The 17,980-nt window shown below is 38.5% G+C and carries 14 protein-coding genes and 2 pseudogenes; 7 read left to right on the forward strand and 9 right to left on the reverse strand.

Annotated elements, in window-relative coordinates; all coding sequences use genetic code 11:
• Positions 1-615: 615 nt before the first annotated feature.
• The 7 genes and pseudogenes from AC1EJ5_RS09670 to pflB all read right to left on the reverse strand — a co-directional run bounded on the left by AC1EJ5_RS09670 (position 616) and on the right by pflB (position 7,857).
• Positions 616-1,197 (reverse strand): annotated as a pseudogene (locus AC1EJ5_RS09670) (DNA methyltransferase).
• 180 nt (positions 1,198-1,377) lie between these two features.
• On the reverse strand, positions 1,378-1,962 hold the full coding sequence (locus AC1EJ5_RS09675; RefSeq protein WP_479815963.1) for a DUF7010 family protein: 585 nt from the start codon (positions 1,960-1,962) through the stop codon (positions 1,378-1,380).
• Between the two features lie 164 nt (positions 1,963-2,126).
• A pseudogene (locus tag AC1EJ5_RS09680) lies at positions 2,127-2,606 on the reverse strand (type IIL restriction-modification enzyme MmeI).
• A gap of 227 nt (positions 2,607-2,833) precedes the next feature.
• The gene (locus tag AC1EJ5_RS09685; RefSeq protein WP_479815965.1) at positions 2,834-4,099 is read right to left on the reverse strand and encodes a YkvI family membrane protein; all 1,266 of its coding nucleotides are present in this window, start codon (positions 4,097-4,099) and stop codon (positions 2,834-2,836) included.
• A gap of 70 nt (positions 4,100-4,169) precedes the next feature.
• Positions 4,170-4,850, reverse strand: a complete 681-nt coding sequence (locus tag AC1EJ5_RS09690; protein ID WP_223419735.1) for a Crp/Fnr family transcriptional regulator — start codon at positions 4,848-4,850, stop codon at positions 4,170-4,172.
• A gap of 9 nt (positions 4,851-4,859) precedes the next feature.
• Positions 4,860-5,579, reverse strand: a complete 720-nt coding sequence (gene pflA, locus AC1EJ5_RS09695) for a pyruvate formate-lyase-activating protein (RefSeq protein WP_348937545.1) — start codon at positions 5,577-5,579, stop codon at positions 4,860-4,862.
• A gap of 22 nt (positions 5,580-5,601) precedes the next feature.
• Positions 5,602-7,857 (reverse strand): formate C-acetyltransferase, encoded by a 2,256-nt coding sequence (pflB, locus tag AC1EJ5_RS09700; protein WP_479815967.1) that lies wholly within the window; start codon positions 7,855-7,857, stop codon positions 5,602-5,604.
• Between the two features lie 339 nt (positions 7,858-8,196).
• Between pflB and AC1EJ5_RS09705 the strand changes: the two genes are divergently transcribed.
• The 6 genes from AC1EJ5_RS09705 to AC1EJ5_RS09730 are packed head-to-tail and all read left to right on the forward strand — an operon-like array spanning position 8,197 to position 13,844.
• A complete protein-coding gene (locus AC1EJ5_RS09705) occupies positions 8,197-8,952 on the forward strand; it encodes a class I SAM-dependent methyltransferase (protein WP_308749515.1) in 756 nt (251 codons plus the stop codon).
• Entirely contained in the window at positions 8,953-9,885 is a 933-nt protein-coding gene (locus tag AC1EJ5_RS09710) for an ABC transporter permease (RefSeq protein ID WP_479815969.1), read from the forward strand.
• Positions 9,882-10,727 (forward strand): ABC transporter permease, encoded by an 846-nt coding sequence (locus AC1EJ5_RS09715; RefSeq protein WP_479815971.1) that lies wholly within the window; start codon positions 9,882-9,884, stop codon positions 10,725-10,727. The genes AC1EJ5_RS09710 and AC1EJ5_RS09715 overlap by 4 nt, the downstream gene beginning before the upstream one ends.
• Positions 10,728-10,736: 9 nt before the next feature.
• Complete coding sequence (locus AC1EJ5_RS09720) at positions 10,737-12,278, forward strand: ABC transporter substrate-binding protein (protein WP_479815973.1); 1,542 nt, start codon at positions 10,737-10,739, stop codon at positions 12,276-12,278.
• A complete protein-coding gene (locus AC1EJ5_RS09725) occupies positions 12,275-13,105 on the forward strand; it encodes an ATP-binding cassette domain-containing protein (protein ID WP_479815975.1) in 831 nt (276 codons plus the stop codon). The genes AC1EJ5_RS09720 and AC1EJ5_RS09725 overlap by 4 nt, the downstream gene beginning before the upstream one ends.
• The gene (locus AC1EJ5_RS09730) at positions 13,098-13,844 is read left to right on the forward strand and encodes an ABC transporter ATP-binding protein (protein ID WP_479815977.1); all 747 of its coding nucleotides are present in this window, start codon (positions 13,098-13,100) and stop codon (positions 13,842-13,844) included. Before AC1EJ5_RS09725 ends, AC1EJ5_RS09730 begins: the two co-directional genes overlap by 8 nt.
• A 51-nt stretch (positions 13,845-13,895) precedes the next feature.
• Here the strand turns inward: AC1EJ5_RS09730 and AC1EJ5_RS09735 are convergent, their stop codons facing one another.
• Positions 13,896-15,191 carry an MATE family efflux transporter gene (locus tag AC1EJ5_RS09735; protein WP_479815979.1) on the reverse strand — a complete coding sequence of 432 codons (1,296 nt, stop codon included), beginning with the start codon at positions 15,189-15,191 and terminating at the stop codon, positions 13,896-13,898.
• The gene (locus tag AC1EJ5_RS09740) at positions 15,175-16,080 is read right to left on the reverse strand and encodes a succinylglutamate desuccinylase/aspartoacylase family protein (RefSeq protein ID WP_479815981.1); all 906 of its coding nucleotides are present in this window, start codon (positions 16,078-16,080) and stop codon (positions 15,175-15,177) included. Before AC1EJ5_RS09740 ends, AC1EJ5_RS09735 begins: the two co-directional genes overlap by 17 nt.
• A 176-nt stretch (positions 16,081-16,256) precedes the next feature.
• On the opposite strand from AC1EJ5_RS09740, the gene hcp reads away from it, so the two are divergent.
• The gene (gene hcp, locus AC1EJ5_RS09745) at positions 16,257-17,873 is read left to right on the forward strand and encodes a hydroxylamine reductase (protein ID WP_479815983.1); all 1,617 of its coding nucleotides are present in this window, start codon (positions 16,257-16,259) and stop codon (positions 17,871-17,873) included.
• The last annotated feature ends 107 nt before the right edge of the window (positions 17,874-17,980 follow it).

Consider the following 17,980-nt stretch of genomic DNA (forward strand, 5'->3'; position numbering starts at 1 on the left):
GATGGACACCCTTGCCTTTGGCTATGTGTTTCCCACTACCGGGCACACTTAGGACTTTCACCTGTTAGATTATGCTCATGCCGAGCGCACACAAAAAAGTGCCCAAGCCTTGCTGGGCACTTCCATTGCTTTATTACTTTTGAAAATTTAATACAAATCCAAGTTCTTTCGCTAGTATATTAGCAACAATATATCCTCATTCATCAAGTAGCCATATTGGATATAAACCATATCCCAAAGCAATTTAATTGTTTTAATTTATAACATTTCCCCAACTTAGATTAGATCCTGTATTAATCTATTTGCAGTATTATTTAAGAATATTTGGAAAAAATTATGAAATAAGTGTTAGCTCTTGTAAGCTCTGTATTATTCGAAAATAAAATCAGTAATTTTTTTAGCCTCAGCCTTAGTCTTTTTTTCAATATCTTGAACAGTCCAAAGCGGATTTACTTGATTTTTAAACTCCTTAACAATTTGTTTTGCTTGTACAAAAATACTATCCTTATAACCCTTCTTTTCCTTAATAGAGTTCTGAATTTTACTTCTAAACCAAGAATTTCCAATTGAACGATTTATATCTTCCTCAAGTAAAATTTATTATCAAGTTATGGCTTACAAAAATAGTGATACCTGCTCACCTTGGCTAATGCTATTTGTAGATATAAATGCACATTCTATTTCATTCTCTTCTATAAATTAGGCTGATTTTTTATACCAACCCGTAACGTAATCCAATTTTCCAATATTTTTAGCTTTCCCAAAAATATTCTTTAGTTCATCAGATTGAGATTTATCCATATATCTTGATCCTACAAATAGAGGATTTCCCATTATATAGTTTAATTCGTCTTTTGAAACTAGGTCTTCCCAGTCCATTCTCAAAGCGTTACCTTCTAGTATGTTAGGATAACTTTTTAGAGGTAGGAAGTTTAAAGTTATGTTTACAATATCTTCTGTTTCTTTTAGCATTTGTGATTCTGCTATCCACAAAGCTGTCCTAGCTACAGATACTGCAAAATCATTAATTTCTATTCCATAAAATTGGCTAATAGATACCTTTATTGGATTATGAGTTTCTCCCATCACAATCTGATTTCCATAAAGTTCTTTAAGGATTTCATTTTCAAATCTACGAAGCGAAATATATGTTTCTGTCAAAAAATTCCCACTTCCAGCAGCTAGGTCTAGTTTCATTACGTGTTGGATACAATGAAACCTTGCCCTTGAACTCTGAAACTATTGCTCTGTACTCTGAAACTATTTATAGGAATCCTGAAACCTTAGCTTGGAACTCTGAAACCTTTTTAGGCATCAAAAAAGACGGTATTACTACCGACTTAATTATTTACACATAACGTATTTAGATTTAGATTTCTATTTCATAGAAACTTGATCCTTGCTAAGCTCTACAAACTGGGATTTGTTGTAGTTATCTCCCATTTTCTTTAATTCCAAATGTAATACACAAGCAAATACTATCTCAATAATACATGCCGCAACAGCAACCGTTGTGCCGTTTAATGCACATCCTAAAATCAAGGAAATCATCGAAATGGAAATTGCAGCAAATGTATATCCCTTTGATTGATACAACCATGAATAGGGAAATAAATGAGCTCCAAAGACCATTGCATACACCATAATCATCTTTTCCGGAACTGCACTAAATACCCACATGACGATTAATAAATAAATCATTTGATTTAAGGTGAAAATGAAGCCTAATTGTCCAAGTGGATTTTGTTTTGAAAAGATATCCACCTTTATAAGTTTACCAATGAGCCAAGCCAGCGGTAATAATAGGCATGAACAGCAAAATACTAATAAATTTTTCATATTCATATTGATATCTAAAATTGACACAAGTACTATCAGAAGCCATATAATCACCGATGCCATAATAAATGGTAATCCTTTTTTCTGCTGAATTGCAATTTCTTTTCTTAATTCATCCACCATTTTCTCCTCCAGAAATTCAAATTAGTCTACAGGGGGTGCGGACATTTTTTTAGACAGCCACACCCACTTCTCTCCATCGATACCCAACTGATCCTATTATACTCAACCTGTAACTATTTTAACAGCAAAAAAACACGTCAGCGACTTGCTGATATGCATTTATTTTACCTTGTCAAATTTCCTGTAAGCTTTCTATAACAATCTTCTTCTAAGTCTTTAAGATACACTATCTTAGGCTCAGATTGAGGTTTATTCATATCAAAAATATGAAATTCTTGAAAGTTAGATAGTACTATCCACCTTGGTCTATCATCATATGGCAACTCAATAGAATATCTCTTTGCTTGTTGAAAAGGTGATAGAAGTTAACCATCTGATTGTCTAATGCCTTTTTTTAAATCTTTATCTATTGATTTTTGCTCAATTAAAACGTGTGTTGAAGGTATATAACCGTCTATAAAGCTTGTATGATCAAGCATTATTTGGTCTTCAAAACGAATATATTCTGCTGGATGTTCTGCACCATAAACTTCATTTAAAAGTGATAGCCAAAATCTAGCTGAATCTCCTTTTTCATATCCTATTCCTTCCCATCTTTTAGAAAATTCTTTTGCAGCTTTTCTTTGTTCTCTTTGTGTTAGGATTCCTAAACCTCACTTATATAAATTTCCCTAATGTTTAATTTAAATTCAGTTATTGTTTTAAATCTAGTCGAATATAATAAGCAATTTACCTTTTATTATTTATAATAACAGATTTTTAAAAAATTCCTTATCTCTTTATATCATTAATAATTTCTAAAAATATATATAAACCTTATAGGAGAACGTACACAAAAAGACCGCAGCTTAATAATACTACGGTCTGGTTCTCAATCTTCCCCATGGTCAGTAAGAGGTTCTTCGTTGTTGTCTATGGCTTCTTGGACGGTTTCTTCTGTCTTTTCCTCGATTTGATCGTTATCTATGTGAGAACGGTCTATTAGTTTGTTTAGTCTTTCTTGATCTTTTTTGGTGAAGTCTAGGTCGACGTCGAGTTTTTTTCTTATGTAGTGTCTGATTCCCAGTCTTTTCATGGATTCTCGTCTGATGGCTGATCTTTCTTTTAGGTAGGCGAAGACTAAAAGGCCCATCATAAAAATTCCTATATAGCCGATTATTGGATAAAATATTGAAACTAATTTCTTAAAACCTAGGAAGGATAGGACGAAGCCTGCGCCTGTGATTGTGACGAGCATAATTTTAAAACGTCTCTCGTCGTCGTTTGAAAATCTCCTTGCTAGGGCATAAAAAAGTGAAATTCCGGTATTAAATATCATCCCAAAGACAACTAGGGCCATGATAAAACCAAGTATTGGGCTGATGTCTTCGATTATATAAAGCATTGGTATATCAAGGTCGTAGACTTCTTCTACCCTTATAAAAAGGGTTAGGGTAATTAAGACTCCCATGATACCGACTATGGCACCGCCCAAAAGGCCGCCCCAACCGGCATTTTCCGAACTTAATTCATCTCCGCCTAGGACAAGTCCCATGGAAACGGCAGTCATAAGGCACATTCCAAAATAATTTAGGACAGCAAAACCAACATTGTCAAAGTTTGCTGGAAGCCTTGTCGCAAAAGCACTTAGGATCTCCCAGTCTGGCTTAAAATTAATAAATGTGTAGACTGATCCGATTAGGACAAAGCCCACGATAAAGGGTGTAAATGACCCTATTACCTGGCTAACCTTTTTAAAATCCATCATGCCGACTATGATTATTAAAAGTGCACATATAACCCTGCCGACGTTGACATTTACGCCAAAGGCCTGGTTTAGGTTAGATCCAGCTCCAGCAAGCATGACAAAGCCTACTACAAAGCAGGTAAATATCAGGGAAAAGTCCATAAATTTCGAAATAAATTTGTTGGTGATTTCGTCAAATACATCTGAATGGTCGGTCGCAAGATAGTGGCTACCGAGGATTAGTAAGATCCCACCGATAACCATATGTAGGATGCCAACAAGGCTTATTCCCAAAATCCCGCCCTTGCCGAGCGAAACAAAGTATTGCAAAAGCTCTTGGCCCGAGGCAAGTCCCGCACCAGTGAGGACGCCAACATAGGCGAGCATTATCTTTAATCTTTCCTTATTCATATTTCCTCCGTTTCATCATGATACTAGAAGAAAATTCTTTAGCAAATTAAAGAAGACTTCCTAGATAAATCTAAGAAGTCATCTTTTTTAAGGCATTCATATTTTTTATTAAAATTTCATTTCTTCCGATTGTCTCGATTAGTCCCATCTTTTCAAAAGAAGATAGTTTGCGGGAAAGGGTCTCCCTCACCACTCCCGAATAGGATCCTAATTCCTCTCGGCTAAGGTGAAAGGTGACTAAAACTCCGTCTTTTTTGACAATACCAACATCTTCTGCCAAATCTAGGAGGAGTTTTGCTACCTTCATGTCGGCATTTTGGGTCGAAAGCCTGTCTATAAGCTCTTCGGACCTCCTTATTCTCCTAAAAGACTGGTCGAGGATTTTGATTAGGACTTGGTTGTTGTTTTTCAAAATATTATTAAAATCTATTTTAGAAATAATCAAAAGTTTTGCCTTGGAAAGGGCCTTGGCCTCATAGATGTAGTTCTCGTCTGTGAGGAGGTTGTGGGCACCAACAAAGTCTTCCTCTCCGTAAATATACAAAATTTGCTCCCTGCCGTCTGATAGGTAGGTGGAAATTTTTATAAAACCTTCGAGGATTATATACATAAAATCGGACTTGTCACCAAAAGAAAAAATCACATCGCCTTTTTTATAGACAAGGACCTGGGGCCTGTACCTGAACCTTGCTAATTCTTCATCTGTCAAAAAAGCCAAAAAGCTTTCTTCATCTTTTTTGTAATATGTCATATCTTGCTCCTACAAAGATTTTAACATATTATTAGCATAGATTTCAAAGTCTTTTGCCTTATTTTTATCCATGGCCTCCATATTTTCTAGCCTGTAGGCCTTGCCCAGATCGGTGTATTTACAAATTCCCATCTTGTGGTAGGGAAGGATTTCTATCTTGTCAATATTTTTCTTTATTGGCCTTATAAAATCAACTAGGCCTTCCATATCCTCTTTTGTATCTGTGACAAAGGGCATCATTACATGCCTTATCCATACCCTGGTGTCGGTTTTTTTGATTGCATCCATAAATTTTATGAGCTTATCTTGGTGGTTTTTGGTTATTTCTTCAAAAAAATATGGGTCGTAGTGTTTGATGTCAAGAAGGATAAGGTCAGCTTCCTCGGCGATTTGATCGTAATAGCCAAGGTCGCCCACGCCTGATGTGTCGATTGCAACGTGTATGTCCTCATCATGGAGTGCCCTAATTGCCTCAAGAACAAAGGCCCCACTTGCCAGAGGCTCGCCACCTGAAATGGTGACTCCGCCTCCTTTTTTGAAGTAGGGCTTCATTCTTTTGGCCCTTTTTACCAAGTCCTCGACTGTAATTTCTGTCCCGTAGTCCATGGACTGTGTGTCAGGATTGTGGCAAAATACACATCTTAGTGGACAGCCAGAAAGGAAAAACACTGTCCTTATGCCGGGTCCGTCTACTAGACCCATTGTTTCTATAGAATGTAATTTTGCCATAGGGCCTCCTTTTATTAAAAAACTATTGGTGGTTGTGGAAGGTTCTTTCTAGAACTTCTCTCTTTTGTTCGTCTGTAAGTCTGTTGAAATGAACAGCATAGCCAGACACTCTGATTGTTAGGTTTGGATATTTTTCTGGATTGTGGTAGGCGTCTAATAATTTTTCCCTTTGAAGGACATTGACATTCAAATGGAAGGCATCTTGGCCGAAGTATCCGTCCATGATGTTAACCAAGTTGTCAATCCTCACATCTTCTTCCTTGCCGAGAGCGTCTGGTACGATTGAGAAGGTGTTGGAAATACCATCTTCGCAGACACACTCATAAGGAAGTTTTGCCACAGAGTTTAGACTTGCAAGTGCCCCTGACTCGTCCCTACCGTGCATTGGGTTTGCACCTGGAGCAAATGGTTCGCCTGCCTTCCTACCATCTGGTGTTGTACCTGTCTTTTTACCATACATTACATTTGATGTAATTGTAAGGGCAGAAAGGGTTAATTTCGCATTTTTATAGGTAGCATGTTTCTTAAGTTCATTTGAGAAATAGGTTAGGATGTCAACAGCGATTTGGTCTACCCTGTCATCATCATTACCATATTTAGGGAAATCACCCTCTGTCTCAAAGTCGATTGCTATGCCATTTTCATCCCTAACTGGTTTAACTTTTGCATATTTAATTGCAGAAAGTGAGTCAGCTGCAATTGAAAGACCAGCCACACCTGTTGCTAGGTTTCTCTTAACATAGGTATCATGAAGGGCCATTTGGCCTGCTTCGTAGGCATACTTATCATGCATGAAATGGATAACATCAAGGGTCTTCACATATAGACCTGCTAGTTCAGATAAAACTTTTTTGTAATTTGCAAGGACTTGGTCATAATCAAGGTATTCTGTAGTAATTGGTTCAATATCGTCAAAGACCATAATTAAGCTGCCATCCTTGTTTTTCTTCTTTTCGTCAACTCCCCCATTTATTGAGTAAAGGAGTGATTTTGCAAGGTTTGCACGAGCGCCAAAGAATTGCATTTCCTTGCCAACTTCCATAGCAGATACACAACAAGCTATGGCATAATCATCACCGTACATATTTCTCATTAGGTCATCATTTTCATATTGGATAGAATCTGTAAGGATAGAAACCTTAGAACAGAATTTCTTCCAACCTTCAGGAAGCTTTTCAGCCCAAAGGATTGTCATATTTGGTTCTGGAGCTGATCCTAGGTTTATTAGGGTGTTTAGGTATCTGAAGGCTGTCTTTGTAACAAGAGTCCTGCCGTCAAGACCCATACCACCGATTGATTCTGTAACCCAAGTTGGATCTCCACCGAAAACTTCGTCGTATTCTGGTGTTCTTAGGTGGCGAACAAGTCTTAGTTTGATAACCAATTGGTCAATTATTTCTTGAGCGCCAACTTCATCAATGATGCCCCTATCCATATCTCTCTTGATATAAATATCTAAGAAACCTGCATTTCTACCAATTGACATGGCTGCACCGTTGTTTTCCTTAACAGCTGCAAGATAGCCTAGGTATAAAAATTGAGCAGCTTCTCTAGCATTTGTAGCTGGTTTAGAAATATCAATACCATACTTAGCCGCCATATTTTTAATCTTGCCAAGGGCCCTGATTTGCTCGCTAACTTCTTCCCTTAGTCTGATTGTTGCTTCTAGGTTATTTTCGTCAATTTCAATCTTATCTAGGTCTTTTTTCTTTTCTTCAACTAGCCTATCAATACCATAAAGGGCAATTCTTCTGTAATCGCCAATAATCCTACCACGGCCATAGGCATCTGGAAGACCTGTCAAAAGTCCAACAGTCCTTGCTGTCCTCATATCCTTTGTATAAGCATCGAAAACTCCCTCGTTGTGGGTCTTCCTAAATTCCTTGAAATATTTAGCCTGAACTGGATCCATTTCTTGGCCGTAGGCTTCAAGCGATTGCTCAACCATTCTGTAGCCACCGTAAGGATTGACAATTCTCTTAAGGACCTCATCAGTTTGAAGACCAACAATGACCTCGTTTTCCTTGTCAATATAGCCAGCGTCAAAACCATCTATAGAAGAAAACCTACTTGTATCTGCATTCCTATAAGACTCTCTGATTTCTTTGTTAATCAAATCTTCTACGATAGCAAATAATTTTGTAGTCTTTTCACTCTTACCAGCTAAAAAATCATCTCCACCTTCATATGGGGTGTAATTTTCTTGGATAAAGTTACGAACATTTATCTCATCTTTCCAAAGTTCGCCCTTAAATCCATCATAAGCTTTTACTTCCATCTTTGCCTCCTAAATATATATTAAAAACCGAAGTTTTTTCTTATCTGCCCCTATTTTAACCAGAAAAAGCTTTCTTGTCTGTGATTTGAATCACAGGATGTTTTTTTCTACTAAAAAGTAGGAAAAATTATTGTTTTTATCAAAAAACCTAGATGCAAATGATTTGACTAAATTTCATTTTTTTAGTAATATTGGTATAGATGAAAGGCCAAGGGTTAAATCCATGAAGGACTTACCAAGAAGGTAAACCTAGCCTTGAGTCATTGATTTATCGACATTCATGAAGGGTGTCTTATTTTCTATGGGAAAATAGGATGCCCCTTTTTTATTGGAGGAATTATGAATCTTACTTTAGATAAGTATTGGCAAAATAGGGCCAAGACTTATGACGACGGGGTCCTGGAGGAAATCGACCACGGTCACAAGGATGACCGGGCGAATCTTTTTTCTGCCTACCTGCCAGAAAATTTGACTGGCAAAAAGGTCTTGGACTTAGGTTGTGGACCTGGTTTATTTTCCCTACTTATGGCGGAGCAAGGTGCGAGTGTCACCGCCTTTGATAAGTCGGAGAAAATGCTAGAAATGGCAGGGAAAAACCTCAAAGATTTTGATAGCCAAGTTCAATTTGTGGAGGGCGATTGCGAAGAAGTTTCATTTGAAAATGAGTCTTTTGATTACATTTTATCAAGGAACCTCACCTGGATGTTATCCTACCCTTCTACAACCTACAAGCTTTGGAAATCCTACCTCAAAAAGGGAGGCAAGCTAATAATTGTTGACGCCGCTTGGTATTCCTATGTTTGGTGCGAAAATTATTCCAAACTTGCCGCAAAAAACCTCAAGGAAGGGATAAAGTCTGGTTACGATATGAGGGTTTCTTTCGAAGAGGCTGACCAATGCGAAAATCTCGCCAAAGATATGCCCATGACCTATGTAAAAAGGCCAGATTTTGACCTGGCGATTTTAGATAAACTTGGCTTTGAATCTATTGAAATCAAGGAAAATATTGACCCATTAGTCTATGACGAGTCCTTTCAAATAGCCTACAGGTCTTCTCCTTCCTTTATAATTGTTTGTAAGAAGGGGGATGATTAATTGATAAAATATTTTATTAAAAAAATTGGCCAGGCTATTTTTGTTCTCTTCGCTATTTCATTTTTAGCTTTTGGAGCAAGTTTCCTAGCTGAGGGTGATCCGGTGGAAATGTACTACATAGCCAGACACAAGCCAGTGCCCCCTGAGGAAGTTTTGGAAAAGGCAAGAAAGGAAAAGGGCTTAAATGAACCGGTCCTCATCCAATACAAAAATTGGCTAGGAAATTTCCTCAAAGGCCATATGGGCACATCCTACATGGACGATAGGCCTGTGGCCGATAAGATTAAGGGAGCATTGCCCCAAAGTCTTTACCTTGCCGTCCCAGCATTTTTATTGACCTTTATCTTTGCCCTGGCGGCCTCGATTACTTGCATATTTTTTAAGGACACAGCCTTAGATAAGTTTCTAGACACCCTAAGCTTTATCCTGGCTTCTATCCCAACCTTTGTTTATGGGGTAATTTTGCTTATAATTTTTGCAGTTAAGCTTAAGTGGTTTCCAGTTATTTCCAGGGGCAACCCAAATGGTTGGGTCCTTCCTGCCCTCTGCCTTGCCCTTCCTTTGATTGGCAAGTACACCAGGCAGATCCGCTCGGCCATGATGGAAGAATACAAGAGCCAATATGTCCAGTCTTTTGAAGCCAGAGGCTTTAAGAAAAGATATATAATTGTAAATAGCGTTTTTAAAAATTGTGCGGGCCTGGTTTTAAACCTCATGGCCATGTCCTTCGCATATTTTTGTGGAGGAGTCACTATTGTAGAACGCCTCTTTGTTTGGCCGGGTCTGGGATCTTTGATTATGGATTCCATCCTCTTTAGAGACTACCCAACCATCCAAGCCTTTGTTTTCCTAAGTGCCCTTATATACTTCATATTTAATATGCTGGCAGACATCTTGCACAAAGTTATAGATAGGAGGGTTGATTTAGGATGAAACTTGAAAACTTAGTAGTAGAAAAATCTAAAATCAAGGAAAGAAAAAAATCCAAAACCCTCTATATCTTGATTTTCTCAATAATTTTACTTACCCTTCTGGCCTTGTTAGGAGATAAGCTTGCGCCAAATCTACCAAACGAGACCATGCCAAAGATTGCCCTAAGCCCTCCATCGAGAGCCTATCCCTTTGGCACAGATGCCTACGGTAGGTGTGTATTATCAAGGGTCCTAGTTGGTTTTAAGACATCACTCTTGCCAGCTATTATCCTAGTTCTTTTATCAAGCCTCATAGGCACTAGCCTCGGGCTCTTTGCTGGCTACTACGGTGGCTTTTTGGATGTAATTCTTATGAGAATTACAGACATTTTTATGGCATTTCCCTCCCTCTTATTAGCAATCTTTATTGCTGGCGCCATGGGAGGCGGAATAAAAAATGCGTCCTTGGCCCTCCTTTGTCTGGGTTGGACCAACTACGCACGTATAGTAAGGTCCTTTGTCATGGTTGATAAGGAAAAGCTCTACGTTATCTCATCAAAAATCTCTGGAGAATCCGATATGAGAATCATATTTTTCCATATCCTCCCAAATATGATGGATATTTTGATAGTGACTATTTCCCTACACATAGCAACCATGATGGTCTCCCTTGCTGGCCTATCATTCTTAGGCCTGGGCTCTGCCCTACCCCAAGCAGAATGGGGATCAATGATTTCAGAAAATATTAGATACATTCAAACCGCCCCTTGGACCCTTGTTTTTCCAAGCTTGTTTCTTGTTTTCTGTTCTGCATTTTTCAACTTTATGGGCGACAAATATAAGAAAGAATTTTCTAAAAAATAGGAGGAAGATATGAAATTTTTAAAGAAATTCGGTTTAACATCACTCTTAGCACTCGCAGTTTTACTCTCAGCTTGCTCTTCTAACAAGCCAGCCGAGGAAAATAAGGATGCTAAAGAAGGCACAGAGACAACAGAGCAAGCAGAAAATAAAGACTCTGGCCAAGAAAAAGTCCTAACAATTGGTTCTTCATATGTTTATGCTTCTTGTGACCCACACAAGGATTGGAACGGTTGGGAACTTGTAAAACTAGGCGTTGGTGAAACACTTTTTGACCTTGCAGATGACTATAGCCTTAGGGGCAAACTTGTAGAAGACTACAAAAATATAGACCCAACCACTTGGGAAATCACTCTTAAAGACGGCTTAAAATTCTCAAACGGCAAGGACGTAACCGGCGAAGCTGTAATTAAGAGTCTTCAAAGAACTATAGCTGAAAACCCAGAAGCAGCCAGCATGGAAGGCACAGAATTTACTGCCGATGGCAATAAGATTACCATCAAAACCAAGGAAGCAAATGGCAAGGCCCTAAACTCTCTTGTTGATCCACACTTTATAATCTGTGACGTTGACGATACAAAAGATTTCGATGCTAGCCCAATTTGTACAGGCCCTTACCAAATATCTGAATTTAAACCAGAAAACGAAATTACCCTAGTTAAAAACGAAAATTATTGGAACGGCACTCCAAAACTAAACAAAATCGTAAACAAACTTGTTAGCGAATCAACAACCCTAGGTCTTGCCCTAGAATCAAAAGAAATTGACATTGCCCAAGTAGATACAGAAACAGCAGACAAACTCGAAGCTGACGATAATTACCAAGTAGTTAGAACTCCAAGCTCAAGAGTTTACCTAATCTATGTAAAAGACACAGCTGTTTCAAACCCAGAAGTTAGAGAAGGTCTATTTAAGGCAATCGACAGAGAAGAAATCGCTGATGACCTCCTAAAAGGCGGTATCAAAATTGTCTACAGTCCATTTGCTCCAGAACTTCCATTTGCTATTGGCAAGGATGATGTAGATACATTCGACCTTGAAAAATCAAAAGAATTAGCAGAAAAAACTAAACCAGATTCTGAAAAAGCTTACACAATGAAATTCTACGAAAGACTAAACATTCCAAAGATTGCTACCCAACTACAATCTCAATTTACAAAGGCAGGCTGGAATGTACAAGCAGTTCAAGATGAAAACTCTAAATACGTAAATTCTGGCGACTATGACCTAGGTATGTACGGTGTTGTTACTCTAAGAGTTGGAGATCCATACGAATACCTAAACGCTGTATTTGGCAGCGAAGGAGCCGCAAATTACAACAGCTACAAGAACGAAAAAGTAGATGAATTATTAAAACAAATGAAATCTGAATTTGACGAAGATAAGAGAAATGAGCTTTCAAAAGAAATCCTAAAAACAGCCCTAGCTGACAGGATGCACTACTTTATCGGCAATGTAAAGGTTGACCTTGCTGCCCAATCTTATGTTAAAAACTTTGAAGTAAGCCCATTTGAGTACAGAATCATAAGTGTCGACACAGACATAGAAAAATGACCCTACTAAGAGTAAATAAGCTTTGCGCTTCTTATGGAGACAAGGAAGTTGTCCACGACCTCTCTTTTACCCTCCGAGAAGGCGAAATCCTGGGCCTGGTTGGTGAATCAGGCTCGGGAAAATCCACTGTCCTAAAATCTCTTTGGGGCCATAAGGAAGAGGGTTTTAAGGTTAATGGAGATATTACAAAATCGACTGACTACGGTCTAGTTTTTCAAAATCCCTATTCTTCCTTTAACCCAACCAGCAAGATAAAAACACATTTTTACTTTGTAGGAAAAAGTAAAACTAATATGACCAAGGAGGAAATCCTAAAAAGGGCCAGGGAAATCTTGCATTTCCTAGCCTTTGACGATGTGGACCATATCCTGAACTCTTATCCATATGAGATGAGCGGGGGCATGCTCCAGAGGATTTCTATTGGCCTTGCTTGTTTTTTGAAACCTGGTTTTATCATAGCTGACGAACCAACATCAGCCCTTGATACCCACACCAAAAAACACACCCTTGAAGAAATTGTAAAGATGAGAGACGAAGGGATTTCAACCCTCCTTGTTAGCCACGATATAGGAGTTATAAACAAGGTTTGTGATAGGGTTATGGTTCTTTTTCATGGTAGGCTAATTGAAGCCGCAGATGCCGAGATAATTATGAATGAACCCATACATCCTTTCACCAGGTCCTTGATCAGTGCTGTGCCAAAGCTTGGCCAAAACCTTGTTTCAGCTATAACTTACAAGGATTTTGATTACACTGATCTTGAAAAATACCTAGCAAATCCTAAGCCAGACCACTATGTAGCTCCCCTAAGGATCCTTTATGAATGAGATAATAAAATTAGAAAATATCTACCAAAGCTATGGTAAAAATCAAATATTAAAAGATATAAATTTTACAATCGAAAAGGGACAAATCCTTGGACTTTTGGGAGAATCTGGCTCGGGCAAATCAACCATAGCCAAGGTAATAACAGGGATAACATCTCCAAACAATGGCGAAATGACCCTCTTAGGCAAGTCCCTTTACCCAAAAAAATCAATAAGTAGAAGAGAAATATATAAAAATATCCAAATGATTTACCAGGATTCGACTGGGTCTTTTGACCCAAAAATGACCATTGGCCCAACCATTGACAGGGGGCAGAAAAACCTCCTCGGCATAAGCATGGAAGAGGCCAAGGCTAATACAATGAAAATCCTAAAAAGAGTGGGTCTTGATCCTAATATGGCCTATTATTCAAGGCCAGGAGACTTAAGCGGTGGCGAGTGCCAGAGGGCATCCATAGCCAGAGCCCTTACCATAAGGCCAAAATTATTAATCTGTGACGAGGCGACATCGAGCCTTGATACCAGTGTGGCCTCAAACATAATTAATCTCCTCTTAGACCTTAAGAAAGAGTTTGACATGTCTATCCTATTCATCAGCCACAACTACGCCCTATCAACCCAGTTTTGTGACCAAATCCTGGTCATAGAAAAAGGATCCATAGTCGAAAGGCTGGATACGGAAAATATTGAAGAACAAATCTCCCACCCTTATACAAAATTATTGTTTGAATTAAGATAAGTTATGCTTACTAAAAAAAGACTTCCCAACCAAGGAAGTCTTTTGTATTGTCTATTTTCTAAGGTTTTTATCTCTAATTAAGAAAAAATTAGTTGTAAATGCCTTTAGGACCTGGTCTATAAAAAGGGCAATGATTGGCCCCAAATATCCAAAAAGTCCAATAAGGCCCCGGGTTGCGAAAGGACGGATGAGGCTTGTTGTTATAAAATACAAGAGGGCAACAAGCTTGGCCCTGCCGATGGCCCTAAGGCTTGAAGAGCCAATCATGGCCTGGCCTTCAGGATAGGAAACCAGGGCTGTAAAGGGAATTAAAAGCATGGTTAGGCCAAAGACATCTGGGTCCTTGGTGTAAATCCCAACAAGTTTTGCCCCAAAAAAGTAAAAACCTATGACAACTAGGCTTGAAAGGGCAAAATTTACCCAGCTTGCAAATTTAAACAAGGACCTAAAGTCACTAGCTTTCTTCCTAGCAAAAAGTTCGCTAGATAAGGTCATGGAAGCCTTGGACATGCCTTGGGCAAAGGCCCAGTACATATCGCCAATGTTCATGCCAATCGAATGGGCTGCAAATTGGGCAGTGCCAAGAGATGCTGCAAACTTAGAATAAAGGAACATTCCTAGCCTTTCAGATATTTGTTCTAAAAATATGCCCTTAAATTCCTTCTTAAATTTCTCATATAAACCTATAGAAGGAAATAATTTCAAATCCCTAAAGAGTAAATAGCCCTTAGCCAAAAGGAAAATTAGGGTCAAGATAAAATTAATAATGCTTGAAACAAGGCCACCTAGGCCCAGACCCACAATCCCCATAGGCTTACCAATAAAAATCCCATGGATTAAACAATAGCAAAGGCCAATATTTATCAAGGACGAAATAATATTTGAAACCAGGATAAAGGTCCCGTGGCCCTTTGAAATCAAAATAGACTGGCCAATGGTTGTAAAGGAGTAAAATAGGATGAAACCAATATTCCACCTAGCATAAGTAATGGCCATATTTAGGTAGTCTTCTCTCGCTCCTGCAAAAATTAGGATAGGCCTTATAAAGATAAACATGAGGGTCAAAATAAAGCCCATAAATATAAAGGCTGGCAGGATAAAGGCCGGGAAAATCTCCTCATCCTCGTCAATTTCCTTTGAAATCATAATGGATAGGCTGTAGGAAATGGACCTGGCGAAGGCGTAGACAATCATCCTGGGCTGGGAAATAATGGCAACAGCTGCTATGACTTCCTTGCCCAAGGACGATACCAAAATTTGGTTGACTGCATTTATTAATACTAAGAAAAATGATTCAAGACCAAGGGGGATCCCCAAGGTCAGGTAGGACTTATGATATTTTTCCATAGGCAATCAAATGGTCTCCCTCGCTTACTCCAAGGCCTATATTTTGATATAGTAGAACTCCATCGTAGGCTGCCTTATATTTTTCTATAATATTTCCCCTAAGGTCTTTTAAAATTCCTAATTCCTCACCTTTTTCAAAAAATTCTCCCGCCTTAAAGTGCGGATACCAGACTCCTCTACTTGGAGATGAAATGTAAATCGGATCTTTTATCATCTTGGGACTTCCACTTTTGACATCAAGGCTTATCATCCCAAGAGCCTTCATGGTTTGAAAAATATTTAAGATAACAGAATTCGCTTCCCTATAGGTCCAAAGGCCCATTCCTCCCCTTTCTAAAAGAAGACTTGGAATTCCAAGGGTGTTGGCATAGGAATAAAGACCATTTTTCGCCTGTGAAGGGACAAGATAGGTGGTTGATAGGTTTTTTATTACCTTATCAATTATGATTTTTTGGTCACCATCTGCATAGGCTGGGAAAAATACAAGGGGCTCCATCTCTTCATTTATATCTCCCCCATGGAAATCAAGGATAAAATCAGCCTCTGGATAAAGTTTTTCTTCAACCATTTTTGCAAGTAGATCTGCCTTAGAATCTCCACTTGCAGGAAAAATCCTGTTTAAATTCAGGCCATCTTCAGCTACAACCTGCTTAAAACCTCCATAAAAACCCGACTCATTAAGGACAGGAATAATAAGAAGCCTCCCCTTAAGATCAAAGCCCTTATTTTTTATTTTCTCAACAAAATCCATCAAGGCCCTAGGTCCAACATATTCAGCCCCATGGACACCAGAAATAACAACCAAACAAGGTCCTTTTTCCTGGCCCTTAACTTCATAGGCCAAAACAGGATCAAATCCCTTAATCTCAATACTAATCTCTCTAATCATCCCATTCTCCTTATCTATATAATTATATAAATATTGTACTATTATTAATAACGATTATCAGTTGAGAAAAACTTTTAAAATTTCATATTTCGTAACATTAGTTACAGAAATTTTAAAAATCTTTCTTTATAATAGAAACATAAGTTAAAGAATTAAGAAAAGAAAGAGGTATAGATATGTTTTGTTATCAATGTCAAGAAACAGCAGGAAATAAAGGCTGCACCAAAGTGGGTGTATGCGGTAAAAACGAAGATGTGGCAAATCTCCAAGACCTTTTAATCTACACAACAAAGGGGCTTGCAGGATTAGTTGTAAAAAAAGGCAAGGCTTGTGCGAAAGTCTACGATAGGATTTCAAATAATCTTTTCATCACCATTACCAATGCAAATTTTGATGAAAGTGCAATCCTAGATGCCATCAAGAAAACCATGGCCTTTAAGGAAAAAATCATGGGCAAAATTGGCACAGAAGGCCTTACAGAAATTGAAAAATACTTATCCTACGATGATGAGGAATTAAAGAGAAAGGCTATCGAGGTTGGAGTTTTAAATATAATTAATGAAGACCAAAGATCTCTTGTTGAGCTTGTAACCTACGGCCTAAAGGGTATGGCAGCTTACAACCACCATGCCAATGTCCTTGGATATAGGGATGAAGAGGTCGACAGTTTTATTGCAAAGGCACTTTCTGAAACAACAAAAAACGATAAGGAAATTAACGATTTAATCAATCTTGTAATAAAAACTGGCGAGCACGGTGTAAAGGCAATGGCCCTATTAGATAAGGCCAATACCGAAACTTACGGCAACCCAGAAATCACAGAAGTAGACTTTTCTGCAGGTAAAAATCCTGGAATCCTAATTTCAGGCCACGACCTTCATGACATGAAGATGCTCCTTGAACAGACCCAAGGAACAGGAGTTGATGTCTACACCCACTCTGAGATGCTTCCAGCAAATTATTACCCAGAATTTAAGAAATACGACAATTTCCACGGCAACTACGGCAATGCTTGGTGGAAGCAAAACGAAGAATTTGAGAAATTCAATGGCCCAATCCTTATGACAACCAACTGCATTATCCCACCAAAGAAGGATAACACCTACTTAGATAGGATGTTTACCACATCTAACGCAGGTTTCCCAGGTGCAAATCACATAGAAGCTGATGAAAATGGATACAAGGACTTTTCAGCAATAATTGAAATGGCTAAAAAATGTCAAGCTCCAGAAAATATCGAAGACATCAAGGTAGTAGGCGGTTTTGCCCACAATCAAGTACTTGCTCTTGCAGATAAGGTTATTAAGGAAGTAAATGATGGAAATATCAGAAAATTTGTTGTAATGGCAGGCTGTGACGGTAGAAGCTCTAAGAGAAACTATTACACAGACTTCGCACAAGCTCTTCCTAAGGACACAGTAATCCTAACAGCAGGTTGTGCAAAATACCGCTACAACAAATTGGGTCTTGGTGATATAAATGGCATTCCAAGAGTCCTAGATGCAGGACAATGTAACGATTCTTATTCACTTGTCCAAATCGCCCTTGCCCTCAAAGACGCCTTTGGCCTTGACGATGTAAATGATTTGCCAATCGAATACAACATAGCCTGGTATGAACAAAAGGCTGTAATAGTCTTACTTGCCCTCCTTTCCCTAGGAGTAAAAAATATCCATCTAGGACCTACTCTTCCTGCCTTTTTAAGCCCAACTGTTGTGGACTTTTTGGTAGAAAACTTCAACATCGCACCAAACACTACAGTAGAAGAAGACCTAGAAAAAATGATAGGCTAAAAGATTTACCGGCACAAAGTGTCGGTTTTTCTTGTCTACTTTAGTGAGTTGAGCGAACGAAAGAGAGCGAAACAAAAAACCACCTGCTATGCAGGTGGAGGGATTTA

Source organism: Anaerococcus sp. C0059F3 (assembly GCF_056590475.1).